Origin of the sequence: Sphaerisporangium album (assembly GCF_003323745.1) — a bacterium.
GTDB classification, from domain to species: Bacteria; Actinomycetota; Actinomycetes; order Streptosporangiales; family Streptosporangiaceae; genus Sphaerisporangium; species Sphaerisporangium album.
On sequence record NZ_QOIL01000014.1, the window covers coordinates 203,252 to 227,307 of the forward strand.

General features: G+C 73.6%; 14 protein-coding genes. 5 read left to right on the forward strand and 9 right to left on the reverse strand.

Annotated features, from left to right (window positions below):
- Positions 1 to 20: 20 nt before the first annotated feature.
- On the reverse strand, positions 21 to 2,666 hold the full coding sequence (locus DQ384_RS24635; RefSeq protein ID WP_245966748.1) for a carbamoyltransferase HypF: 2,646 nt from the start codon (positions 2,664 to 2,666) through the stop codon (positions 21 to 23).
- Between the two features lie 158 nt (positions 2,667 to 2,824).
- Positions 2,825 to 3,856 carry a LacI family DNA-binding transcriptional regulator gene (locus tag DQ384_RS24640; RefSeq protein ID WP_114031222.1) on the reverse strand — a complete coding sequence of 344 codons (1,032 nt, stop codon included), beginning with the start codon at positions 3,854 to 3,856 and terminating at the stop codon, positions 2,825 to 2,827.
- A gap of 332 nt (positions 3,857 to 4,188) precedes the next feature.
- On the opposite strand from DQ384_RS24640, the gene DQ384_RS24645 reads away from it, so the two are divergent.
- Positions 4,189 to 5,661, forward strand: coding sequence for an MFS transporter (locus DQ384_RS24645; protein ID WP_281274097.1), 1,473 nt, complete (start codon positions 4,189 to 4,191; stop codon positions 5,659 to 5,661).
- Positions 5,662 to 5,728: 67 nt separating this feature from the next.
- Here the strand turns inward: DQ384_RS24645 and DQ384_RS24650 are convergent, their stop codons facing one another.
- The 3 genes from DQ384_RS24650 to mmuM all read right to left on the reverse strand — a co-directional run bounded on the left by DQ384_RS24650 (position 5,729) and on the right by mmuM (position 8,782).
- Positions 5,729 to 7,033, reverse strand: coding sequence for an FMN-binding glutamate synthase family protein (locus DQ384_RS24650; protein ID WP_114031224.1), 1,305 nt, complete (start codon positions 7,031 to 7,033; stop codon positions 5,729 to 5,731).
- A complete protein-coding gene (locus DQ384_RS24655; protein ID WP_114031225.1) occupies positions 7,030 to 7,770 on the reverse strand; it encodes a glutamate synthase in 741 nt (246 codons plus the stop codon). The genes DQ384_RS24650 and DQ384_RS24655 overlap by 4 nt, the downstream gene beginning before the upstream one ends.
- Positions 7,771 to 7,897: 127 nt before the next feature.
- Positions 7,898 to 8,782 (reverse strand): homocysteine S-methyltransferase, encoded by an 885-nt coding sequence (gene mmuM / locus DQ384_RS24660; RefSeq protein WP_114031226.1) that lies wholly within the window; start codon positions 8,780 to 8,782, stop codon positions 7,898 to 7,900.
- Between the two features lie 309 nt (positions 8,783 to 9,091).
- Between mmuM and DQ384_RS44370 the strand changes: the two genes are divergently transcribed.
- Positions 9,092 to 13,621, forward strand: coding sequence for an SNF2-related protein (locus DQ384_RS44370; RefSeq protein ID WP_114031227.1), 4,530 nt, complete (start codon positions 9,092 to 9,094; stop codon positions 13,619 to 13,621).
- A gap of 38 nt (positions 13,622 to 13,659) precedes the next feature.
- Positions 13,660 to 14,496, forward strand: coding sequence for an SWIM zinc finger family protein (locus DQ384_RS24670; RefSeq protein WP_114031228.1), 837 nt, complete (start codon positions 13,660 to 13,662; stop codon positions 14,494 to 14,496).
- Between the two features lie 108 nt (positions 14,497 to 14,604).
- Here DQ384_RS24670 and DQ384_RS24675 read toward each other — a convergent pair whose 3' ends face one another.
- Positions 14,605 to 17,046, reverse strand: coding sequence for a VIT domain-containing protein (locus DQ384_RS24675; RefSeq protein ID WP_114031229.1), 2,442 nt, complete (start codon positions 17,044 to 17,046; stop codon positions 14,605 to 14,607).
- On the reverse strand, positions 17,043 to 17,819 hold the full coding sequence (locus DQ384_RS24680) for a helix-turn-helix domain-containing protein (RefSeq protein WP_114031230.1): 777 nt from the start codon (positions 17,817 to 17,819) through the stop codon (positions 17,043 to 17,045). Before DQ384_RS24680 ends, DQ384_RS24675 begins: the two co-directional genes overlap by 4 nt.
- 117 nt (positions 17,820 to 17,936) lie before the next feature.
- Here DQ384_RS24680 and DQ384_RS24685 point away from each other — a divergent pair, with 117 nt between their 5' ends.
- Positions 17,937 to 18,404 carry a Dps family protein gene (locus tag DQ384_RS24685; protein WP_114031231.1) on the forward strand — a complete coding sequence of 156 codons (468 nt, stop codon included), beginning with the start codon at positions 17,937 to 17,939 and terminating at the stop codon, positions 18,402 to 18,404.
- Positions 18,405 to 18,458: 54 nt separating this feature from the next.
- Here the strand turns inward: DQ384_RS24685 and DQ384_RS24690 are convergent, their stop codons facing one another.
- The gene (locus DQ384_RS24690; RefSeq protein ID WP_114031232.1) at positions 18,459 to 21,611 is read right to left on the reverse strand and encodes a P-loop NTPase fold protein; all 3,153 of its coding nucleotides are present in this window, start codon (positions 21,609 to 21,611) and stop codon (positions 18,459 to 18,461) included.
- A gap of 235 nt (positions 21,612 to 21,846) precedes the next feature.
- Positions 21,847 to 22,761, reverse strand: a complete 915-nt coding sequence (locus DQ384_RS24695; protein ID WP_114031233.1) for a bifunctional helix-turn-helix transcriptional regulator/GNAT family N-acetyltransferase — start codon at positions 22,759 to 22,761, stop codon at positions 21,847 to 21,849.
- 192 nt (positions 22,762 to 22,953) lie between these two features.
- On the opposite strand from DQ384_RS24695, the gene DQ384_RS24700 reads away from it, so the two are divergent.
- Positions 22,954 to 24,003, forward strand: a complete 1,050-nt coding sequence (locus DQ384_RS24700) for a lactonase family protein (RefSeq protein WP_181871390.1) — start codon at positions 22,954 to 22,956, stop codon at positions 24,001 to 24,003.
- Positions 24,004 to 24,056 lie beyond the last annotated feature (53 nt).

Genomic DNA, 24,056 nt, shown 5'->3' on the forward strand with positions numbered 1-24,056 from the left:
GGGCGGTCACGACAAGATCCTTACCGGTCCCTGGCAGCGGCGACCGCCACCTGCCCGAGGCTGATGCCGCCGTCGTTCGGCGGGACGCGGGTGTGCGTCAGCACCGTGAACCCCCGCCCCTCCAGCCGGGCGGCCGTCCGCTCGACCAGGTGGGCGTTCTGGAACACCCCGCCGGACAGGGCCACGGCCGACAGGCCGGTGTGCTCGCGGACGCGCGCGCACCCCTCCACGATGAGCCGGGCGACCCCGTTGTGGAAGCGCGCGGAGACCAGCGGCGCCTCGACTCCCGCACTCAGATCGTCCAGGACGGCTCGGACGAGATCGTGACCGCGGACGACGAACGTCCCCATCCGGGACGCCGTAGCCGTGTGCGGGGGCCCGGTGACGGGGCTTTCCGTTGTGCCCGACATTTCATGACCCGCCGGCTTCGCCGCGTTCGCCGTGTCGGTGGCGGTGCCCTCGGCGCACGGCGGGTCCGGTCCGTCGAGGATCCGGCACGAATAGGCCCGGTGCTCGTACCGGTCGGCGACGCGCTCCAGCTCGATGGCCGCTTGGCCCTCGTACGTCACCGTGTCGCGGCCCGTGGTCAGGGCCGCGACGGCGTCGAACAGCCGTCCCGCGCTGGAAGTGAGCGGCGCGTTCACGCCCTTCGCCGCCATGGCGACGACGGCGTCCCACCGGTCGGCGTTGCGGTCGCGGACCGCCAGCCCCCGCGCGGCATCCGTACCGGCCAGGTAGGCGGCGGCCATGCGCCACGGCTGCCGGATCGCCGTCGCGCCGCCCGGCATGGGCACCGTCGCCAGATGTCCGGCGCGCCGGAAACCGGTCAGGTCGGCGACCAGGAACTCGCCTCCCCACAGCGTGCCGTCCAGGCCGTATCCGAGGCCGTCGAACGCCACGCCGATCACCGGGCCCTCGACGCCGTTGTCCGCCAGGCAGGAGGCGATGTGCGCGTGGTGGTGCTGCACGCCCACCGGCTCGGCGTCCTCCCGCTCCAGCGCGTACTTCGTCGAGAGGTACTCGGGGTGCAGGTCGTGCGCCACGAGCTCGGGACGGATGCCGAAGAGCCGCTCGAAGTGCCGCACGCCGCCGGTGAACGACCGCAGGGTCTCGTAGTTCTCCAGGTCGCCGATGTGGTGGGACACGAACGCGTGACGGCCCTCGGCCAGGCAGAACGTGTGCTTCAGCTCGGCTCCGCAGCCGAGCACCGGCCGGCGCGCCTCCCGGGTGAGCCGCGCGGGCCGGGGGACGTGCCCCCGCGAGCGGCGGACCGGCAGCTCGCGCCCGCGTACGACCCTCACCACCGAGTCGTCGGCGCGGATGTGGATGGCCCGGTCGTGCAGCAGGAAGGCGTCCGCGATGCCGCCCAGGCGCTCCAGCGCGGTCGCGTCGGCGTACGCGATCGGCTCGTCGGAGGCGTTTCCGCTGGTCAGCACTATGGGCTGGGGGAACCGGCGCAGCAGGAGGTGGTGTACGGGCGAGTAGGGCAGCATCACCCCGAGAAACCGGTCCCCCGCCGCCACCCCCTCCGCGACCCGCGCCGCGCCGTCATCCCCACGGGTGCCGATGGAGGAGCGGGTTCCGGTGAACGAGTGGACGCCGTCGTCCTGGCGTCTGCCGGTCTCCTCAGGGGAATCGCCGTCCGTGCGACGGCGCAGCAGGACGATGGGGCGGCCGGCGTCCGTGAGCAGGCGCTCCTCCCGCGCGTCGAGGTGGCAGAGCGCCCGCGCGGTCTCCAGGTCCGGCACCATCACCGCCAGCGGCCGCTCCTCGCGGCGCTTCCTCGCCCGCAGCGCCGTCACCGCGACCTCGCTGTCGGCCCGCACGGCCAGGTGGTAGCCGCCGATCCCCTTGACCGCGAGCACGGCCCCCCGCCGCAGGAGGCGGGCCGCCTGCTCGACGGGATCGCCGGGAATCTCGACCGGCCCGGACACGGCCGAGGCGTCGGCAGAGGGTGCGGGTGGGTCATCGGGACGGGGTGGGGGGAGGTCATCGGGAGGAGGTGCGGGCAGGTCACCGAGAGGAGATGGGGGGAGGTCACCGGCAGGCACGGATGCCGGCTCGCGGCCCACGACGCCATGGCCGGCGTGCAGGAGGCGCAGGCGGGGGCCGCAGGCCGCGCAGCACACGGGCTGGGCATGGAAGCGGCGGCTCGCCGGGTCGTGGTACTCGGACGCGCACGCCTCGCACATCGCGAACGACGCCATCGTCGTGGTCGCCCGGTCGTACGGAGACTCACGCACGATCGTGAAGCGCGGCCCGCACGCCGTGCAGTTGATGAACGGGTAGCCGTACCTGCGGTCGGCCGGGTCGAAGAGTTCGCGGAGACAGTCGTCGCAGGTGGCCACGTCGGGGGAGATGAGCGCGCGGCCGTGGCCCGTTCCCGTGCTGGGCGCGATGCGGAACCCGTGCTCGCCGGTGACCGGGATCCGCCGCGAGGTGACCCGGTCCACGGTCGCCAGTGGGGGCGGCCGGTGGCGTACGGTCTCGACGAACTCCGCCACGGCCGTGGACGCGCCCTCGACCTCGATCACCACGCCGCGCTCGTCGTTCCCCACCACCCCCCGCAACCCGAGCCGCGTCGCCACCCGATGCACGAAGGGCCGGAAGCCCACCCCCTGAACGATCCCGTCGACCCTGACCTCGGCCCGGATGAATCCACTCACCACCCCAGTCTCAACCGCCCCCTGACCAGGAACAACGACCTCACCACGAGGCGTGTCCCCGCCCCCTCCGGCCCTGTCGGCCCGCCTCCCGCCTCCGGCCCGCATCCCGTCCTCCCCGCCTGCGCGGGTGGTGTTGCGGGCTGGGGGTGTCTTGGGGGTCAGGGGCGGGCGGTGGATTCTCGGGCTATGAGTTCGGGTTGGAAGAGGATCTGGCGGTGGGCGTGGGTTTGGGGGTTCTCGCATTCGTCGATCAGGAGTTCGGTGGCGATGCGCCCCAGTTTGTGGGTGGGCTGGCGGATCGAGCTGAGGGCGACGGCGGAGGCGGCGGAGAAGTCGATGTCGTCGTAGCCGATGAGAGCGACGTCGCCGGGGACGCGGACGCCCGACTGGAGCAGGCCGCGCAGCACGCCGAGCGCGAGCAGGTCGTTGGCGCAGAAGATCGCGTCGGGGAGACGGCGTCCGGAGACCAGGTTCTCGGCCGCGTGCTGGCCCGCCCTGGCGTTCATCGTGGGCACCTCGACGACCTCGATGGCCGAGCCCGGGTCCAGTCCCGCCTCGCCCACCGCCCGTGCGGCGCCGCCGCCCCGGTCGCGGCACTGCCGGATGCCGGACGGTCCGGTGACGTACACCAGGCGGGTGGCCCCGGTGGAGAGGAGGTGCTCGGCGGCCATCTGCCCGCCGGCGAAGTCGTTGACGGCGACCGAGCACTGGTCGGGACGGTGGGCCCGGTGGTCGACCAGCACGACCCGGATGCCGCGCTCGCGCACGACGTCCAGCGGCCGGGGGTCGTCGGCGGAGGGGGTGATGAGCAGGCCGCGCACGCGCTGCTCGGCGAAGACCCGCAGGTTGCGGTCCTCCTTGGCGGGGTCTCCCGCCGAGTTGCCGAGGAGCACGGCGTACCCGCGCTCGCTCGCCAGGTCCTCGACGCCGGCGGCGACGTCGGTGAAGAAGGGGTTGGCGATGTCGATCAGCGACAGCCCGATCGTGCGGCTGTGGCCCGCGCGGAGCGTGGAGGCCGAGCCGTGCCGGACGAAGCCGAGCTCGTTGATCACCTGCTCGACGCGGGAGCGGGTGTCGTCCGCGACCTTGTGCGGCCGGTTCAGGACGTTCGACACCGTGCCGGGGGAGACACCGGCCCGCGCGGCGACCTCCTTGATGCTCACCGGGACGGCGGCACTCCCCGTGGTCATCCGGACTCCTTCCGTGGCGGGCGTCAATTGAAACGTGGCAGCGCCCGCCCGCGCCAGACCCCACGAGAAAATGCCCGCCCGCCGCCTCGGCGGCCACCGTGCGGCCTCCCGGACGGAACGAAGCTCTGGAAAACAGCCTTCCAATCGCGTGCGCCCGCTCCGGAGATTGACCGGCGTTCGTTCGGCGGAGTCGTTGAAACGTTACAAAAGCGCGGGCAAGGTCGCCGTGCCGCGCCCGTGTCCGTCCGTTGGACCCGGGCTTCTTGCGTTATGAAAGCGTCTGTATCGTCATGCGTGCCTGTGATCGTTATGGAGCATCGGAGGGCCCATACGTGAGCGCATCACCCACGGCCGCAGGGCCCGCCGCCCCCGCGGGGAAGTCGGGGCTCGTCGTGGCCGTGCTGGCGCTGTGCGGCATCGTCGTCTCGCTGATGCAGACGCTCGTGGTGCCGCTCATCCCGGACCTGCCGCGCCTGCTCGACACCTCGGCCTCGGACGCCTCCTGGGTGATCACCTCCACGCTGCTGGCCGCCGCCGTCTGCAACCCGGTCAGCGGCAGGCTGGGCGACCTGTACGGCAAGCGGCGCGTGATGCTCGTCAGCCTGGGCCTGATGGCCGTAGGGTCGGTCGTCTGCGCCCTGTCGGACGGGCTCGTCCCCGTCGTCGCCGGGCGCGTGCTCCAGGGCTGCGCGATCGGCGTGATCCCGCTCGGCATCAGCATCATGCGCGACGAGCTGCCGCCGGAGCGCCTCGGCTCGGCGATGGCGCTGATGAGCGCGACGCTCGGCGTCGGCGGCGCGATCGGCCTGCCGCTCGCCGCGTTCATCGCCGAGCACGCGAGCTGGCACGCCCTGTTCTGGATGTCGGCCGCGATCAGCGTGCTGGACCTGCTGCTGGTCGCGTTCGTGGTCCCCGAGTCGCCGCTGCGCGCCCCCGGCCGCTTCGACGTGCCCGGCGCGATCGGGCTCACGGCGGGCCTGCTGTGCCTGCTGCTGGCGATCAGCAAGGGTGGCGACTGGGGCTGGGGGAGCGGCCTGACGCTCGGGCTGTTCGCCGCCGCCGTGGTGATCCTGCTCGCCTGGGGCTTCATGGAGCTGCGCGTCCGCGACCCGCTGGTGGACCTGCGGACGACCGCCCGCCGCCAGGTGTTGCTCACCAACCTCGCGTCGATCGTCGTCGGCTTCGCGATGTTCGGCATGTCCCTGGTGCTGCCGACGCTGCTGCAGAGCCCGCGCGCGTCCGGCTACGGGCTGGAGCTGTCGCTGTTCCAGGCGGGGCTGTGCCTGGCGCCGGGCGGCCTGGTGATGATGCTGCTGTCCCCGCTGTCGGCGCGCGTTTCGCGCCTGTGGGGACCGAAGATCGCGCTGATGCTCGGCGCCCTGGTCATCGCCGCCGGGTACGCGGCCACGCTCGGCCTGATGAGCTCGGCCTGGGAGGTCGTCCTGGCCTCGTCGATCATCGCGGCAGGGGTCGGCCTGGCGTACTCGGCCATGCCCGCCCTGATCATGACGGCCGTGCCGCCGTCGGAGACCGCCGCCGCCAACGGGCTCAACGCGCTGATGCGGTCCATCGGCACCTCGACCGCCAGCGCGGTGATCAGCGTCGTGCTCGCCCACATGACCGTCTCGCTGGGCGTGTTCACGCTGCCGTCGCTGCGCGGCCTTCAGGTGGCGATCATCATCGCCGCGTGCGTGGCCGCGCTCGGCGTGCTGATCGTCAACTTCATCCCCGGACGGGCGGTGGGCACGGCGGGCGGGGCGCTCCCGGGCGACGTCGCCGCGCGGACCGGCACGCGCGGGGCGTGAGGCCCGGTACGTGACGGCCGCTGCGGGGCGTGACGGCGGGCGCCGGGCGTGAGGGCGGGCGCCTCGCTCAGGGGGCGCCGGGGATCCAGGACGTCCCGGCCAGGGGGACACGCGCCATCGCCGCCGCCTCGACGGTGAGGGCGACCAGGTCCCCGGTGTCCAGGTCGTGCACCGACGCCTTGCCGCAGGCGCGGGCCAGCATCGCCGTCTCGGTGGCGAGGGCGCGCAGGTAGTTGGCGACGCGCTCGGCGCCGAAGTCGGGGTCCAGGCGGTCGGCGAGCATGTCGTCCTGGGTGGCGATGCCGACCGGGCACCCGCCGGTATGGCAGGCGGTGCACGCGCCGGGGACGGTGCCGAGCGCCCGGTAGCCGAGGCTCACGTCCGCGCCGGTGTCGTCGGAGGTGGCGTTGCACCCGAGCGCGACGAGCGCCGCGACGCCGACGGACACCGCGTCCGCGCCCAGGGCCAGCGCCTTGGCGACGTCGGCGCCGCTGCGGATGCCCCCGGAGACCACGAGCTGGACCTCGCGCTCCACCGACAGCCGCCGCAGCGTGTCGGCGGCGAGCCGGGTGGCCGCGAGGGTCGGGATGCCGGTGTGCTCGATGAACACCTCGTGCGCCGCGCCCGTGCCGCCCTGCATGCCGTCCACCACGATCACGTCCGCGCCGGCCTCGACCGCGTGCCGGACATCCGAGGCCACCCGGGTCGCGCCGATCTTGACGTACACGGGGATGCGCCAGGAGGTGGCCTCGCGCAGCTCCTCGATCTTGACGCGGAGGCCGTCGGGGCCGTGCCAGTCGGGGTGGCGGCTGGCCGAGCGCTGGTCGACGCCCTCCGGCAGGTCGCGCATGTGCGCCACGGGGGTCGTGATCTTCTGGCCGAGGAGCACCCCGCCGCCGGGGGAGGCGCCCTGGCCGAGGACGATCTCGACGGCGTCGGCCGCGCGCAGGTGGTCGGGGTCGAAGCCGTAGCGCGAGGGCAGGCACTGGTAGACGAGCGTCTTGGCCGCGTCGCGCTCCCGGGGGGCGAGCCCGCCGTCGCCGGCCGTCGCCGAGGTGCCGGTCATCGTCGCCGCCCGGCCGAGCGCCTCCTTGGCGGAGGCCGACAGCGCGCCGAACGACATGCCCGCGATCGTGATCGGGATGTCCAGGACGACCGGCTCCGCGGCGTACCGCGTCCCGAGCACGGTGCGCGTCTCGCCCGGCTCCCGGTACGCCTCCACCGAGGTGAGGGGCAGGCTCGCGGTGAGGATCAGCAGGTCGTCGAAGCAGGGCACCGCGCGCCGGGCTCCCCAGCCGCGCACCTCGCCTCCGCCGAGCCGGGCCCGCGCCTGGATCTCGGCGATGACCTCCGGCGTGAAGGTGTGGCTCACGAATAGGCTCCGTGGTGGGGGCTGTGCAGCTGGTAAAGCCGCCGCGTCGACACGACCTTGGTCACGTTCCCCGGCGAGACGTGGCCGAACCCGCACTCCTCGGCGATGACCTTCACGAACCTCACGTCACGCTCGGTCATCTCCTGGATGACGGCGTCGCCGCCCAGGCCCGCGATCCTGCCGCCGACATAGATCACGGCCTGGTACAGCGCGTCGCCGAGGCCTGGTCCGGCGTCACCCCCGACCAGGATGACGCCGGACTGCGCAAGGACCCCGCAGAACGGGCCCGCGTTCCCGCCGATCGCGAGCGTCGCTCCCTTGAGCGAGATCCCCGCGCGCGCGGAGCAGTCTTCGTCCACCACGATCACGCCTCCCCGCGCGGAGGACGCGGCGCTCGGGCCCGCGGGGCCGCGCACGTGCACGCGGCCCGACATCAGGTTCTCGCCGGCCCCGCAGCCGGCGGCGCCGTGCACCGTGACGCCGGCCGATTTGCCGAGGCCGCCCGCGTAGAACCCGGCGGATCCCTCGATCTCGACGCGCAGCGGCGCGTCGAGGCCCACGGCCAGGTTGTGCCGCCCTCCGGGGTTCACCACGACCGCGGTGCCGTACGCCAGCGCCCGAAGCGACCGGTTTATCTCCCGGGTCGTCATGACGGCGGCGTCGATCGTCACCTCCTGGTCGGGTAGATCCCCTTGCCTTCCGGCCCGCTGATCGGGCGGAAGCGGCAGGGCCGTCATCGCGCCTCCCGTTGACAGCCGTGGATCGGTGTCAGTCAGGAGTCAATCGCGGCAATGTTGCCGCTATGGTGCTCGCGGATGACCAGGGTGTTACTGCCGGGATACCAGCCCGCGCCGCCGCCCGGGGTCAGCCCAGATGGGCGCGGATCTGACGGATGTGCTCGGGGGTCGTGCGGCAGCAGCCGCCGATGAACACGGCTCCCGCGTCCCGCCACTCACGCGCGGCGGCGCCGAACTCCATCGGGTCGGCCAGCCCCTCCCAGCGGCGCTGCCGGGCGTCCCAGGTCTCCCCGGAGTTGGGGTAGACGATGATGGGCGATTCGGTGAGGCAGCCGATGAGGCTCTTGACGTGGCTCGGCGCGGTGCAGTTGACGCCGACCGCGACGACCTGCGGGTTCCCGGCGAAGAGGGCGGCGCACCGCTCCAGGGGCGTGCCGTCGCTGATGTGCTCGCCGTCGCGGCCGCAGAAGCTCACCCACGCGTTGACGTTCGGGGTGTCCTCCAGCAGCCGGGCGATCGCCCGCGCCTCGGCGTAGGACGGGATCGTCTCGCAGGCGAGCAGGTCCGCCGGGCTGCCGGCCAGCACCTCCCAGCGCGGCCGGTGCCAGGCGTACAGGCCGTCCTCGTCGAGGTCGTAGTCCCCGGTGTACTCCGCGCCGTTGGCCAGATACGCGCCGTACGGTCCCACGCTGGCCGCCACCATGCCGCCGCCCGACTCGTCCCTCGCCTGCACCGCCAGCTCCACCGAGAGCTGGATCAGCGCCTCGGCCTCGTGCACGACGTGACCGCGCCGCATGAAGGCCTGGATGCTCGCCTGGTAGCTGGCCGTGGTCGCCACGTCGGCGCCCGCCGCGAAGTAGTCGCGGTGGGCGCGCAGGATCATCTCCGGGTTCTCCATGAGGAGCTTCGCCGACCACAGGTCGTCCCGGAGGTCGCACCCCAGCGCCTCCAGATGCGTGGCCAGGCCACCGTCGAGGATCAGGACGCCGGTCTCATCGGGCTCGGAACTCACGCATATACCCTATGTGGGTGATATGTGGGGGTTAGCCGGAGGGCACCCACAGGACGCCCGTACCGCTGGTATAGATGGGGGCCATTTCGCCTGCTACCAGGGGAAACATCATTTTACTCTTGGTTGTTCGCCCCGGGCCGGAATACCGGCGGGGCCTCCAGGCGCCGGCCAAGCGCGCCGCTCCGGTGGCCGTCCCCGGTGGCGTCCGGGCGGCGGTACGGTGCGGTGGCCGGAATGGACGCGTAACGCGGGGGCGCCGGCGGCCGATCCTGGAACGGCCGAGCGGGCCCGGGGGGTGGGGGTGGTCGAGTGCTGGTCGTGCACGGTACGTGGATCGGCGGCGTGCCCGCGCTGTGGGCGGAGGACACCGCCGCGCACGGAACCACGCCGCCCCGCGGCGGGGACGGCACCGGTCGTCGCGATGAGGTTTCCGGCGCGGCCCTCGGCGGGGCCAGGGAGAACGGCGGCGGGGAACGCGGCAGAGTTCGTGGCGGGGCGCGTCCGCACCCCTTCGCCGCGACGGCGGAGGCCCTGACGGCGGCGCTCGGCGAGGCCGCCGCCCGTGCCACGCCGGTCCAGGCCACGCTCCTGCTCCCCGGGTCCGCCAAGGCCCCGCTGCCCTCGCCGGAGTCCGGGCTGGACGGCGCCGCCCGCGTCCCCCGCGTCTCCCCGTGGCGCGTCCCCGCCCTGGCCGTGCCCCCCGCCGACGCGCTCGCCCTGCTGGAGAATCTCTCCTCCCCGGCCCCCGGCCGGCCGGGCGCGCCCGAGTGGGGACCCGGCGCCTCGCTGCGCTACCTCGCCGTCGTCGCCGAGCACGCCACCGCGCTCGTCCGGCGCGGACGCGTGCTGCCCCAGCTCGTTGCCGAGGACGGCGTCCACGCCGCCCGCTGGACCCCGGTGATCACCGGCGCCGACGCCACCGCCTTCCGCGACCTGGCCACCGCGATGCCCCCGGTCTGCCGCGCCGCCGCCGGGGACCGCCCCGCGGCGGCTGGGAAGCGCCCCGCCGCCGAGGGGCGCCCCGCCTCCCAGGTGCTCCGCGAGGTCATGACCGCCCTGGCCGACGCCGCCACCCGCCGCTCGCTGCCCGACCGCCTGCTGCGCGGCAACCGTCCCGGCCCGAGGAGCCCCCTGCCCGAACGCTGGCTGTTCGCCCTCACCGGCGACGACACCACGCTGCCCGGCGTCGCGGCGGGGGAGGCCGAGACCCTCGGCGGCGCGCTGCGCGACTGGCTGCACGCCGCCCACCAGCTCGAAGGCCCCATCCGCGTCTGCTTCCGCCTCGGCGAGCCCGAGGGTGACGCCGACACCTGGGAGCTGGAGTTCGCCCTCCAGTCCGTGGACGACCCGAGCCTGTACGTCCCCGCGTCGCTGCTGTGGGACGGCGAGCGCGTCCCCGGCCTGCCCCGCCGCCCCGACGAGACGCTGCTGGCGGGCCTCGGCCGCGCCGTGCGGCTCTGCCCCGAGCTGCACACGGCCCTGCGCGATCCGCGCCCGTCCGGCATGGTGGTGGACACCGCCTGGGCCTTCGGCTTCCTGCGCCGCTCCGCGCCCCTGCTCCAGGCCGCCGGGTACGGCGTCCGCCTGCCCGCCTGGGCCGGGCGCAAGGCCCTCGGCCTCAAGCTCACCACCCGCTCCCGCACGTCCACGCGTACGCGCGCGGCGGCGGGCCAGGGGTTCGGCCTGGACGAGCTGGTGGACTTCCGGGTCGACCTGGCCGTCGGCGACCACACGATCGGCGAGGAGGAGCTCGAAGAGCTCGCCCGGCTGAAGGTGCCGCTCGTGCGCGTGCGCGGCCAGTGGGTCGAGCTGGACGACCGCCAGCTCAAGGCCGCGCTGTCGGTGATGGAGCGGCGCCGCGCGGGCGAGATGACCGTCGCCGAGGTGATCCAGGAGGTCGTCACCGGCGGCGACGAGGAACTGCCGCTGGTCGGCGTGGACGCCGACGGCCCGCTCGGCGACCTCCTCAGCGGCGAGGCCGACCGGCGCCTCACCACGGTCCAGACCCCCGCGACGTTCAACGGAGCCCTCCGCCCCTACCAGCAACGCGGCCTGTCCTGGCTGACCTTCCTCTCCCAAATCGGACTCGGCGGGATACTCGCGGACGATATGGGATTGGGGAAGTGCGTCGCGCCGGATACGCCGGTGTTCGTCGAGGGAATCCTGCGGGAGGCGGCGGAGGTCTGGTCACTGTACGCCCAGGACTCGACCTTCGACGGTGAGGGCGAATGGGCCCGCCTGGCCAAGCCCCTCACGACCGCCTCCATCGACGCGTCCGGATGCATGGTCACGGCCGAGATCACGCGTCTCTATCGTCAGCGGGTGCGGGAGAAGCTACGGCGTGTGCGACTCGACGACGGCAGTGAGATCCTCATCACCGCACGTCATCGCGTGCTCGGGGTCCATGGCTGGGTCAACGATGTCGTCCCCGGTGACCGCGTCTGCGTGCCCGGACGTCTGCCCTGGCGAGGTGATCGCGTTGACCCCGACCTCGCGGTGCTGCTCGCCTGGCAGATCAGCGAGGGGCACGAAGAGCGGAAGGCGGACCTCCGCATCACCCAGAAGAACCGCGCCGTTCTGGAGTCGCTACGCGAACGGGTTCTGGCCCTGGGCCGCCGCCTGGGCCTGAACTTCAATCAACCGACCATCCGCGCGAGCAGGACGGTGCACGAACTGCGGATGTGCAGCATCGACTATGCGACGTTCCTGGCCCGGCACGATTACCAGTGGGGATGCCGCTCGGCGGCCAAACGGATTCCCGATCTGATCATGTCGGCGGACGACGAGACGGTGAAACTCTTTCTGCGCGAGTACTTCACGGCCGAGGGAAGCGTCGTGCCGGGCACTCGCCTGATCGAGATCTCCTCCGCGTCCCCGCACATCATGCGTCAGCTCTCGGTCCTCCTGCGCCGTTTCGGTATCTGGCTGCGGGTCTCGGACGTGATGAAGTGCGCGACCAACGGATCCGGGATCAAGCGGCCTTACCAGATAGGCATTCTGGGCGGCCCCGCCCTGTGCGCATTCCGCTCCCTCATCGGGTTTTCCGATGAGACCAAGCAGGCCAAGCTCGCGCTGATCTGCGAGAAGGTCGCCAACTCGAATGTGGAAGGCGTACCAGGGCACGACCTCCTGTCCGCCGCGTACAGGCTGACCGGGCTGCCGCAGCGCCACTTCGGTGTCGGCACGGTCTATTTCGCGGGTACCCAAGAACTTTCCCGCCCGACGGCTCAGGCGGCGGTGGCGGCGATGGACCGGATGCTGTCCGGCGAGGCGGAAAGGGAGTACCAGGCACGGCCGCCAACGAGGTGGACGCCGGCGATATTGAAGGCCTATTCCGACCTGGACAGGCGGGCGTTGGGCCATATCCGCGACGAACTCGCCGGTCGCGCGGCGCGGGAGGTCTTCTACGCGCGCGTGAAGTCCGTGGAGGAGGTCGATTACGAGGGATACGTATACGACTTCGAGGTCGCCGGCCACCACAATTTCGTCGCGGGGGGCATGCTGTGTCACAACACCGCACAGACGCTGTCGCTTCTGCTGGAGGAACGGGTCGCCGGGTCGCCGGGGCCGACGTTGCTCGTCTGTCCGATGTCGTTGTTGAGCAACTGGCAGAAGGAGGCCGAGCGGTTCGCGCCCTCTTTGCGGGTTTATGTGCACCACGGGGGGACGCGGAAGCGGGAGGAGGAGCTCGTGGCGGCCGTGGGGGAGGCCGACCTGGTGGTCACCACGTACGGGACGGCGTTGCGGGACGCCGAGGTGCTCCGGCGGTTCGCGTGGGGGCGGGTGGTCTGTGACGAGGCGCAGGCGATCAAGAACAGCGGGGCGCGGCAGGCGCAGGCCGTCCGGTCGATCCCCGCGCGCACGCGGCTGGCGCTGACCGGCACCCCGGTCGAGAACCACCTGGCCGAGCTGTGGTCGATCATGGAGTTCTGCAACCCGGGCCTGCTCGGGCCGGCCAAGCGGTTCCGCGACCGCTACCAGGAGCCGATCGAGGCGCGCGGCGACGAGCAGGCCGCGCGGGCGCTGAAGCGGGCCACGCAGCCGTTCGTCCTGCGCCGCCTGAAGACCGACAAGACGATCATCTCCGACCTTCCCGACAAGCTTGAGATGAAGGTGTGGTGCACGCTCACGCCGGAGCAGGCCAGCCTCTACCAGGCCGTCGTCAACGACATGATGACCAGGATCGACCAGACCGAGGGCATCGAGCGGCGCGGCAACGTGCTCGCCACGATGACCCGGCTGAAGCAGGTCTGCAACCACCCCGCCCACCTGCTCAAGGACGGCTCGCGGCTGGCCGGTCGTTCGGGCAAGCTCGCCCGGCTGGAGGAGCTGGCCGAGGAGGTCGTCGAGGAGGGGGACAAGGCGCTGGTCTTCACCCAGTACGCCGAGTTCGGCTCCCTGCTCCAGCCCTACCTCGCCGCCCACCTCGACCGTCCCGTGCTGTGGCTGCACGGCGGTCTGACCAAGAAGAAGCGGGACGAGCTCGTCGAGCGCTTCCAGAGCGACGACGAGCCGATGATCTTCCTGCTGTCGCTCAAGGCGGCGGGCACCGGCCTCAACCTCACCGCCGCCAACCACGTGATCCACGTCGACCGCTGGTGGAACCCGGCCGTCGAGGACCAGGCCACCGACCGGGCGTTCCGCATCGGGCAGACCAGGAACGTCCAGGTCAGGAAGTTCGTCTGCGCCGGGACGCTGGAGGAGCGCATCGACGAGATGATCGAACGCAAGAAGGCGCTGGCCGAGAGCGTCGTCGGGGCCGGCGAGGACTGGATCGCCGACCTGACGACCGAGCAGCTGCGCGAGCTGTTCCGCCTCGGCCCCGAGGCGGTGAGCTGAGGTGCCCGCCGGGGCGCCTCGCGGAGGGGGGATGTGACATGCCGGTCGGCAGGGACGGGTGGTTCGAGGCGTCGGCGCCGATCCGCGTCGAGGGCGGCATCCAGGCGCGCGCCAAGCGGGGGTCCATCGGCGAGCAGTGGTGGTCGCGCAGGTTCGTGGACATCCTGGAGCGCGTCTGCGACTCCGGCCGCCTGAGCCGGGGCCGCTCGTACGCCAGGAAGGGCCAGGTCCTGGAGATCGACCTGGCGCCCGGCGTGGTGACGGCCAGGGTGCAGGGGTCGCGGCCCGACCCCTACCGCCTGACCATCGAGATCGCCGCGTACGGCGAGGCCGAGTGGGCGGGCGTGCAGGAGGCGCTGGCCGGCGAGGCGCTCTACCGCGCCAAGCTGCTCGCGGGGGAGATGCCGCCCGAGATCGTCGAGGTGTTCGACGGCCTCGGCCTGCCGCTCTTCCCGTCCGAGCTGGACATGCGGTGCTCGTGCCCCGACTGGGGCCTGCCGTGCAAGCACATCTCGGCCGTGCTGTACCTGCTGGCCGAGTCCTTCGACGAGGACCCGTTCCTCGTGCTCGCCTGGCGCGGCCAGGCCAAGGAGGACCTTCTGGACGCCCTGCGCGGCACCCCCGGCGACGACGCCGAGCCGGCCGACCCCCTGCACGTGGACGACGTGCCCTTCGCCGCCCGCCTGACCGACTTCTACGACCCCTCCACCCCGCCCACCCGCCTGCGCCCCCGCCCCGCGCCGGCGTCCGCGCCCCCCGAACTGCTGCTCCGGGCACTGGAGCCGCCCCCGATCCGCGTACGCCACATCCCCCTGCTGGACATCCTGCGCCCGGCGTACCGCGACCTCGGCGCCTCCTCCGAGGACCGCCCGTAGACGGCGGCAGGTCCAGAGGCGGCCATGGCGAGTCTCCCTCCCGGGGGCGCGCGCCGGGACCCGGTCATTCCACGGTCGGATCCGGGCCCACGCCCCTGTCGCCACCGCCTAGGAGCGCTTCCAGAACGGGCTCCGGGGTGCGTGGCCCCGCCCGGGCTCGTCCGGCTCGCCGGCGCCGGTCAGCTCGGTGAGGACGGTGATGGCCCGTTGCCACAGGGCGTCCACGTCGGTGCCCGGGGTGGTCTCGCAGGCCGTGAGGTCGGTGGCCAGGGAGGCCAGGCGGTCCTGGCCGCCCAGGTAGGTCACCAGTGCCGACAGGCGGCTGCCGAGGTCGGCGAGGTAGCGCAGGCGCTCGGCCCGGGGCAGCGACGACGCGGCGCGCAGACGCGCGAGCTCGTCGGCGAGCTGCGGCCGTACGGCGTCCGGCGAGCGGTGGATCGGCGGAGGCGGGGCCATCTTCGGGCTCGGCGCCCGGAAGAACGACCGGCCGCGCCCGGGGGCCGACCGCGGGGCCGGCATCGGCGCGGGGGGACCTCCGGCCACCACGCTCGGCGCAGCGCCGCCGAAGGTGGGAGCGGCGCCGGGCGGCGTCAGGCCCTCGGATTCGGCGTTGAAGACCGCCGGAGCCGCCGCGGTGAACGCCGCCGGCATCGAGGCCGCCATCGGCATGGCCGGGGCCGGCATGTCCCAGCCGCTCGGCATCTCCACCGGCTGGACGACGCGGTGGCGCGGCTCGCCGTCGGCGACCACGCGCGTGTCGACCGCGACGAAGGCCGTGAACCTGCACAGCACGCCGTGCCGCAGCGAGGTCGCGACGATCTCGCGCTCCAGGTCGTGCTCGCCGGTCGCGTAGCGGTCCTCCAGGCGGCGCAGGTGCGCCCTGGCCCAGATCGCCCGCGGGGCCTCCCCCTCGGCGGGCGTCCCGGTCAGCCGCCGCTCCCAGGGGGTACCGCCGGTGGCCGTCCCGTGGACGGTGATCGCGCCGCTCGCGGGGCCGCGGAAGCGTCCGGAGACGGTGAGCGGCACCCCGGAGTAGAGCGAGCCGAGGTGGGTCACGGTGCCGGGGAGCACGTCCAGGCCTTCCGGCTTGAGGGACAGGCCGGTGACCAGCGGGGAGCCGATCCTGCGGTGGATGTGCTCCATCGCCTCGTCCAGCCGGTCCTCCGACTCCACCAGCTCGCAGCGGCCCGCGCCGAGCCCGGCCAGCCTGCCGAGGAACCCGGCGTTGACGGCCCGGTCGACACCGACGGTGTGGACCCGCACGGCCGCGAGCCGCGCGCCGAGGCGTTCGAGGATCTGGTCCTCGTTGCCGACCTGCCCGTCCGTGACCAGCACGAGCACGCGCTCGCGCGAGGAGTCGTCCAGCAGGCCGAGCCCCTGCTCCATCGGCTGGAGGATCTCGGTGCCGCCGCGGGCCTCCAGCCGCGCGAGGTGCTCGACCGCGCGGTAGCGGTTGCGGTCGGACGCCGGGACGAGCCCCGCGTCGAGGCGGTCCGGGCGCTCCACCACCGAGTCGAACGACAGGACGGCGAACCGGTCGGCGGAGGTCAGCGTGTCGACGATGCGCGCGGCGGCGCGGCGTGCGGCGACCATCTTCCACCCGGCCATGCTGCCCGAGCGGTCCAGCAGCAGGACCACGTCCCTCGGCCTGCGCTCGCCCTGGCCATCGCCGGACGGGGGGAGCACGGTGAGGGTGAAGGTGCCGTCGCCGTCGGTCGTGTCCGGCTCGTCGTCGTCCTTCGCCCGGTCCGGGACGAGGGCCAGCGCGCTGGAGGCGGCGAACTCCAGCCGCAGCACGAAGTCGCGGTCCAGGCGCTCACCCGGCCGCAGGCTCACAGTGTCGTCCTCGCGGGTCACGACGTGCAGGCTGGAGCGCATCTCGCGCAGGTCCAGCCCGGCGGGGTCGACGCGGGCCGTCAGCGACAGGCGTACGGGGTTCGGGAATCCGGGCAGCAGCACCGGGGGGCTGATCCGCGAGGCGTCCGGGACGGCGTCGGTGTCGGGCGCCACGCCGTCGCCCGCCGAGCGCTCGTCCAGCGGCGTCCCCGGGATGTACCGGGGGGCGACCACGAGGGGGAAGCGGAACGTCGCGGCGCCGTCCTCGTACGGCAGCGGCTGGCTGAGCGCCAGGCGGACGGTCACCCGCTCGCCCGGCAGGATGTTGCCCACCCGGATGGTGAAGACGTCGGGACGCTCCTCCTCGGCGATGGCGGCCCTGCGCCCCTCGGCCAGGGCACGGTCGTAGTCCTGCCGGGCCTCGCCGCGCTCCTTCAGCACGCCCTCGACCACGCGGCCGTCGGCCTCCATGCGGAAGGACGTCACCGCGGCGCGGTCGGGCAGCGGGAAGACGTAGGTCGCCTCCAGCGGCACGTCGAACGGATTGCGAAAGCCCTGGGCCACCCCGACGCCCGAGGTCAGGCCGGTGATCAGCGCCTCCACCTCGACGCTCTCCAGCGGCAGGTTGCCCCGCGCGGTCCGCAGCGCGCCCAGTCCCGCGTCCGGCGTCGGCGCGTACTCACCGGGCTTCAACGAGGTGATCTGAACAGTCATGGGTGCATCCCTTCGGACGGGTCGGGTCCGGAACGGACGGGACCGGGGTGGCCGGCGCCGTTGCCGGTGGCGGGGTCGTCGAAGCGGCCGGACGCGGGGGGCGTGGCCGGCGGGGCGGACAGGTGGCGCTCGCGCAGGACGGACAGCAGGGGCAGGGCGGCCTCGCGCAGCGCGGCGACGTCGCCGGGGGAGGGCGCACGCCCGTCGATCAGCAGCGTGACCCCGGGGGACAGCCGCACGCCGTGCAGGAAGCCGTCGGCGTGCGCGTGACCCTCGGCATGGACGAACGCGTCGGTGTGGGCCGCCGCCTCGGACGGCGAGGCCGGCGGCGCCATAGGGGACGGTGTGACGACGGGCGGCGCCGCCGCGACAGGGGCCGGGGCCGGGCGCTGGGCCCAGAAGCGTGGGCGGGCCGGTGTGGGATCGCTCACGTCCGCGGCGTGATCGGGGGCCGCCGCCGGGGCGGGCAGCCGGGCGATGCCCTCCAGGGTGCCGTCGGTCGCGCCGGTGAGCTCGGCCTGGATCTCCGCGATGGACAGCCCCTCGGCCTGGCGGCGCTTGACGGCCACGAGCTGGAGCAGGTGACGCCTGCCGTACAGGGCGACCCTGCCCCGGCGGGTCAGCGGCGGGTCGAGCAGGCCGATGGTCGTGTACCAGCGGATGAGCCGCTCGTTGGGCACGTCGCGGACCCGGCCGTTGGGTCGCGGCGCCGAGGGGCCCAGCGTGTCCGCCGCCCGCTCCACCAGCTCGCCGATCGTCCAGGTGTCACTCATGAACCCATAGTGACACTGCAATCATTACAGTGTCAACGTTTAGGGCAGCGCAGACCGGTTATGGGCGAAAAGAGACACAAGGCCATAAACCGGATTTCTACGAGGAGGAGAACCTCCATGGCCCAGATCACCAGCCCGCTTCCGGCCGACAAGCAGAAGATCGTGGGCGAGGCGCTCCACGGCGCGCTCATCGATCTGCTCGACCTCTCGCTCGTGGGCAAGCAGGCCCACTGGAACCTGGTCGGCCGCAACTTCCGGTCGCTGCACCTCCAGCTCGACGAGATCGTCGCCCTGGCGCGCAACGGCGCCGACAACGCGGCGGAACGCGCGGTGGCCGTCGGCGTGAACCCGGACGGGCGCGCCGCGACGATCGCCCGCGACACGCACCTCCAGCAGCTCGACTTCGGCTACATAGAGGACGGCAAGGTCGTCGCGGTGTTCACCGAGATACTCGGGGGGATCGTCGCCCGCATGCGCGAGCGCATCGAGGCGACCGACGACGCCGACCTCGTCACCCAGGACCTGCTCATCGAGGTCACCGAGGAACTGGAGAAGCAGCACTGGATGATCCAGGCGCAGCGCTGACCGCCTTCCGGGGCGGGCCCGCGGACGGCACGGCCCCGCGCGGCGGCCTCGGACTCAGAGGAGGTCGCGCGCGAGGCAGGCGACCGAGGGCGGGGCGGACAGCAGGACGCGCAGCGCGTCCCAGCGGGCCGTCCCGGCCTTGCCGTTCCTGAGCAGCCCCGCCTCGGTGAGAGCCTCGGCCCATTCTTGCCGTCCAGGGACGGCCGCGGCCCGTTCCAGCCGTTCCAGGACGGTGCGCCCCTCGCCGGGGCGCTCGGAGTCCTGGCATTCCGTCGGCTCCGCGTCCCGGCCTGCCGGGGGCTCGGCGTCGCGGGCGAACAGCGACAGCAGGTGCGGCCACCGCACCGTGAGCACCGCCAGCTTGGCGACCTCGTCGTCGCTCGCGCGCGCCGCCCCGGCCAGCGCCCGCCGATAGGTGACGAACGAGTAGAAGCGGAACACGTTCACGTACCTCTTCAGCTCCCGCGGATTGCTCAGCGTCAGCGCGGGGAGCACCCGCTCGATCGCCGCGTACGCGTTCTCGTCGCTGTAGATGTCGTCGTAGACGCGGTCGGCGGCGAGCCGCGCCGCCGCCGTGAGCCCGCCGATCGAGTCGTGCGGCGGCCTCGGGGACGTGCGGGCCGCCCGTCCCGGGGCGGCGGCCTCCGTCCTGAGGGCTCCCGTCCTGGTCAGGAAGGTGATCGGCGTCCGCCGCGAGAACAGGCCCGGCTTGGGCGCGCCCGCCCACGTGCCCGGGGCGGCCGGCGGCCCGACGGCGTCCTGCACGCGGCGGGCGACCGTGTCGAGGTCCTCGGCGGTCGGGCGCAGGGCCCGGATGGCGGACTCCATGCGGTCGACCAGCTCCGGGTCCGGCTGCGCGCCCTGCCCGCCCGCGCCGGCCGTGTCCCGCGCGTCCGACGCGACCCCCTCGCGCGCGGGCGGGACGTCGAGCAGGGTGCGCAGGTACGCGGGGATCCGCTCGCCGTCGTCCAGCAGCGGCACGCTCAGCGGAAGCTGGATGATCTTTTCCAGGAACCGCCACCCGAGCCCCGAGCGCTCCTCGGCGCCGGAGGGAAGCGTGCGCGCGAGGTCCCGGTAGGCGACCTCGACGTGCGCCGCCACGACCTCCGGCTCCATCGCCAGCACGAACACGCAGTTGGGGAACTCCCCGGCCAGGAACAGGTTCACGGCCTCGATGACCTGCGCGACCGTGCCCGGCGAGCACCGGTCGAGGTCGTCCACGAACACCACCAGCGGCCGCTCCTCGGTCGCCACCATGCCGAGCACGCGGCGCATGTCGGTCTGCACCAGGTGCAGGAACCCCGTCCGTGACCGGTATCCCGGGTCGGGCACCAGCTGCTGGGCCTGCGCCGGCGACCCGAGCAGGTCGGGCTGGCGCACCAGCTTGCGGAAGGCCGTGTCCGCCGACTCGCCCAGGAACCGCGTCAGGCGCACGGCCGCGGCGGCCATGAGGAGCACCGACCCGCCGGACCCCACCGCGGCGGCCGTCCCGCGCAGCAGCGAGCCCACCGCCGGGAACAGCGCGCACGCGGCCAGCGACGCGCCCGTGAACAGCAGCGTCGCGCAGAGCGCCAGGGCGACGGGCAGCAGGCGCGTCGCCGCCAGCCCGTACCCACGCCGGCGCACGGCCTCGCGGTCGACCCGGGACAGGTTCAGCGTCAGCCAGAAGCGCTCGCGCTCACCGCGCGGCAGCCGGCCGGTGACCTGGCTGATGATCTCGTGGGCCAGGCCCGCCCAGACCTGCTCGCCGTTCTGGTACATCCACGGGTTGAACCAGACCGTCGGCCGCCAGTCGGCGGGCCGCATCGGCAGCTCGCCGGGCGTCGCGCGGTCGGGGTCGTCCTCCTCCGGCCGTTTGGCGCGGGCCAGCACCTCGGCGTTGGTCACCCGTCCCCGCCGCCTCCGGGCGCGGCGGGGGACGTCCGTCCGGCCGAGGTGGATCTCGGTGGCCCGGTCCTCGGCGGCGCCGGGGTCCAGCAGGTCCTGGATCATGCGCATCAGCGACGTCTTGCCCGCCCCCCAGGGGCCTTTCACGCCGATCGTGAGCGGCGGGCGGGTGTCGGGGTGGCGGATGAACGCGGCGACGGCCTCGGCGTGCACGCGGTGGCCGAGCCGGTCCTGGAGCGTCCACCGGTCGCCGGTGAGCCGGGTGCGGGGCCGTACGGGACGGGTGGCCGCGCGGCGGCGGCGCAGCAGGGCCGACACGTGCGCGGGCTCGCCCGCCTCCAGCCTGCCCGCGACGGCCTGCCGGATCGCCGGGCCCGCGAGGGGGGTGTCGTGCCCGAGCAGCCCCCAGGCGCGCAGCTCGCGCAGGGCCTCCTCCGGCGAGGCGCCCTCGGCGAGCAGTCGGGCGGCCTCCGGGGTGAGCGGCTCGTCCTCCTCCAGCAGCGCGGCCCGGCGCAGGAGCTGCCGCGCGTCCGGCCCGAGGTGCACCTCGTAGATCCTGTTCACCAGCTCGGCGGCCGACATCGGCGGCACGGCGTCGCCGAGGACGGCCAGGCGGGCGAGCGCGGTCCCGAACTCCTCGCCGAGGTCGTGGACGGCGCGGCGCGGGGACGCGACGCCGATCAGCTCGCCCTCGCCGTAGGTCAGCAGGAAGGGCGTGCGGTCCGCGCCGGCGCTGCGCTCCTGGGCGTACCGGAACAGGTCGCCGACCGAGATGGTGCCGTCGCGGTCGAGGTCCGCCTCGCCGGACAGGATGCCGTCGGCGAGTATCGCGGTGAGCGACACCGGGCGGCCGTGCCGCGCGGGGACGATCGCGCTGGTGGTGAGGGCGGCGGCGGCCGCCACGGGCTCGCCGCGCACGGGCAGGCGGCCGGTGGCCTCGTGCGGCGGGCCGGGGCTCGCCGTCACCAGCCAGCCGAAGTCCACGATCAGCAGCAGCGCCGCGCCGTCGGAGCGCTCGACGCGGCGGGCGAACTCGTCCATCAGCGCGCCGAACTCCCGGCGTCCCCACCCCGACTCGGTCGACCAGCGCACGAGCAGCAGGTCGCCGGGCTCGACCGTGTCGAGGAAGTCGCCGACCCGCCGGTGGTCGGCCGCGTCGCACTCGGCGGTCTCGACCGCGTACCCCTCGGCGGTGAGCGCGTGCACCAGCCTGCGGTCGGCCCCGGCGGCCCGGGTGCCGGCCTCGCGGTCGAGGAAGACCAGCGCCCTGCGCGTCCTGATCGCCGGAGCGGGCGGGGCTGAAATGATCAACGAGGTCATCGGACGGCTCCCCTGGCCGGGCGGCGGGCTCGGACGCCCCCGGATCCGCGGCCGGCGACGCGGCGCCCGCACGATGATCGCAGCCCGCCCGGCCCATCCCCGGCGCGGCGCGGCAGGGGAGGCCGAGATCTTGCCCCGCGTTTGCCGAAGCTTGTCGATCTTCGCCCGGCGTCCCTCGCAGATCTTCGTACGCCGCGTCCGTCTCCTCAGAGGTACTTGGACGCCGGGCCATCCCTCAGAGGTCTCGTGACCACGTCTGGACGGTGACGTCCGCGCCGTAGGAACGCTCGTCGTGCTGCTCGTCCAGCTGGAAGCCCGCCCGCTGGTAGATGCGCCGGGCGGAGGCCAGCACCTCGACGGTCATCAGGACGATGCGCGCGTACCCGGCGCGCCGGGCGAAGGCCAGGCACTCCTCGACCAGGCGCCCGCCGATGCCCATACCCCGGGTGGACGGCTCGACCAGCAGGAGCCGCAGCCGCGCCGTCCGGTCGTCGTCCCTGACGCACATGATCGAGCCCGCGCGCTCGCCCTCCACTTCGGCGATCCAGCACGCCTCGCGCTTGGGGTCGTGGTCGCGGACGTAGTCGGCGACGATGCGCGCGGTCATGGCCTCGAACGTCTCGTCCCAGCCGTACTCGTCGGCGTACAGCACGCCGTGGCGGTGGACTATCCAGCCGAGGTCGCCGGGGCGGGGCGGGCGGATGACGTACGGCTCGCGGCCCGCGCCGTCGTCGCCGAGGATGCGCTGGATGGCGGCCATGCTGGACTTCAGCCGCCGCCGGTCCTCTGCGGCGAGGGGTGCCAGCAGGTCGCGCACGTCCGACGCCGACGCCGCGTCCAGGACCCGCCACACCTCAAGACCGTGCGGGCTAAGCCGCACGACCTGCCGCCGGGCGTCGGCGGCCGAGCGCGCCCGCGTGACGAGCCCGCCGGACTCGAACCGCGCCAGCATGCGGCTGAGGTAGCCGGCGTCGAGGCCGAGCAGCCGCCGCAGCTCGCCCGTCTCCATCTCCTCGTGCGCCCGCAGCTCGAACAGGACCCTGGCCTCGGTCAGGGAGTACGGCGTGTCGTGCATGCCGGCGCCGAGGACTCCGATCACGCGCGTGTAGAAGCGGTTGAAGGTGCGGACGTCGGCGACGAGCTCTTCCATCCCTTGCTCCAATCAACGGATTCGTTGACTGAGTCAAGCATATGGACGCGCCGAAGATCCAGACCCGCGGCGCGCGAAAATGCCGGGTTTCGTGCCGGGAAAGCGAAATCTGTTGCGGGACGGGGACGCACCGTACGTTCCATGTGGCCGCAACGAGGATCAAGGAGAGGCCGGGGCGCTATCGTCGGTGCCATGACTTCGGGGACTTCGGAGACTTCAGAGAACGGCGCGGGCGCCGCAGGCCACGACCTCGTCTACATCGGCGGATACACCCCGGAGACCGGCGGCACCGGCCTCGGGCTCACGGTCGCCCGGCGGCAGGACGGCGCGCTCACCGCGATCGCCGAGACCTCCGCGCCCGGCCCCTCCTTCCTCGCCATGCACCCGCGCCTGCCCGTGCTGTACGCCGTGCTGGAACGCGAGGAGGGCGGCGTCGCCGCCTACTCGGCCGACCCCGAGGGCCCCAAGCTGCTCGCCGACGGCGCCAGCGGCGGGTCCTACCCCTGCCACCTGGCCGTCGACCCGACCGGGACGTGGCTCGCGATCGCCAACTACGGCGACGGCACCGTCGCGGTGTACCGGCTCGGCAGCTCCGGCCTGTTCGACGGCCGCCCGAGGCTGTTCCCCAACGAGGGCCACGGCCCCGACCCCGCGCGCCAGGCCGAGCCGCACGCCCACCAGGCCGTGTTCGGCCCCGGCCGCATTCTGCACGTCACCGACCTCGGCACCGACGAGGTCCGCCGCTTCCTGCTCGGCGCCGGGCCCGAGCCCCACCCGGAGGGGCCGGCCCGCCTGCCGTCCGGCTCCGGCCCGCGGCACATGGCCCGCCACGACGACCGCTGGTACGTCACGGGCGAGCTGGACGGCATGATCACCATTCTCGACTCCGAGTGGCGCGAGATCGGGCGGACGCCCGCCAGCCGCTCCTCGGTCCGCAACCACGTCTCGCACATCGAGATCGCGCAGGACGGCCGCCACCTCTACGTCGCCAACCGCGGCCCCGACACCATCTCGGTCTTCTCCCTCGACGGCGGGGAAGGCCCGGGGCTCACCCCGGTCGCCGAGGTCGGGTCCGGCGGGCTGTGGCCCCGCCACTTCGCCCTGGCCGGCGACAGGATGTACGTCGCCAACCAGCGCTCCGACGAGGTCGCCACGCTCGCGCTCAGCGACGGCGTCCCCCGGATCACGGGGGAGAGCTTCAAGGTCGGCAGCCCCTCGTGCGTGCTCGTGGTGCCCGCCTGAGCGGTCCGTTTCACGACGCCGCGCCGCGTACGGTACGGTCTAACCACTTGGTC

What these genes read in the sequence shown, in the direction of transcription:
- DQ384_RS24680 (WP_114031230.1), bottom strand. Translation starts at nt 17,819, where the DNA reads ATGAGTGACACCTGGACGATCGGCGAGCTGGTGGAGCGGGCGGCGGAC.
- DQ384_RS24655 (WP_114031225.1), bottom strand. Translation starts at nt 7,770, where the DNA reads ATGACGGCCCTGCCGCTTCCGCCCGATCAGCGGGCCGGAAGGCAAGGG.
- DQ384_RS24700 (WP_181871390.1), top strand. Translation starts at nt 22,954, where the DNA reads ATGACTTCGGGGACTTCGGAGACTTCAGAGAACGGCGCGGGCGCCGCA.
- DQ384_RS24690 (WP_114031232.1), bottom strand. Translation starts at nt 21,611, where the DNA reads ATGACCTCGTTGATCATTTCAGCCCCGCCCGCTCCGGCGATCAGGACG.
- DQ384_RS24685 (WP_114031231.1), top strand. Translation starts at nt 17,937, where the DNA reads ATGGCCCAGATCACCAGCCCGCTTCCGGCCGACAAGCAGAAGATCGTG.
- DQ384_RS24670 (WP_114031228.1), top strand. Translation starts at nt 13,660, where the DNA reads ATGCCGGTCGGCAGGGACGGGTGGTTCGAGGCGTCGGCGCCGATCCGC.
- DQ384_RS24640 (WP_114031222.1), bottom strand. Translation starts at nt 3,856, where the DNA reads ATGACCACGGGGAGTGCCGCCGTCCCGGTGAGCATCAAGGAGGTCGCC.
- DQ384_RS24695 (WP_114031233.1), bottom strand. Translation starts at nt 22,761, where the DNA reads ATGGAAGAGCTCGTCGCCGACGTCCGCACCTTCAACCGCTTCTACACG.
- DQ384_RS24675 (WP_114031229.1), bottom strand. Translation starts at nt 17,046, where the DNA reads ATGACTGTTCAGATCACCTCGTTGAAGCCCGGTGAGTACGCGCCGACG.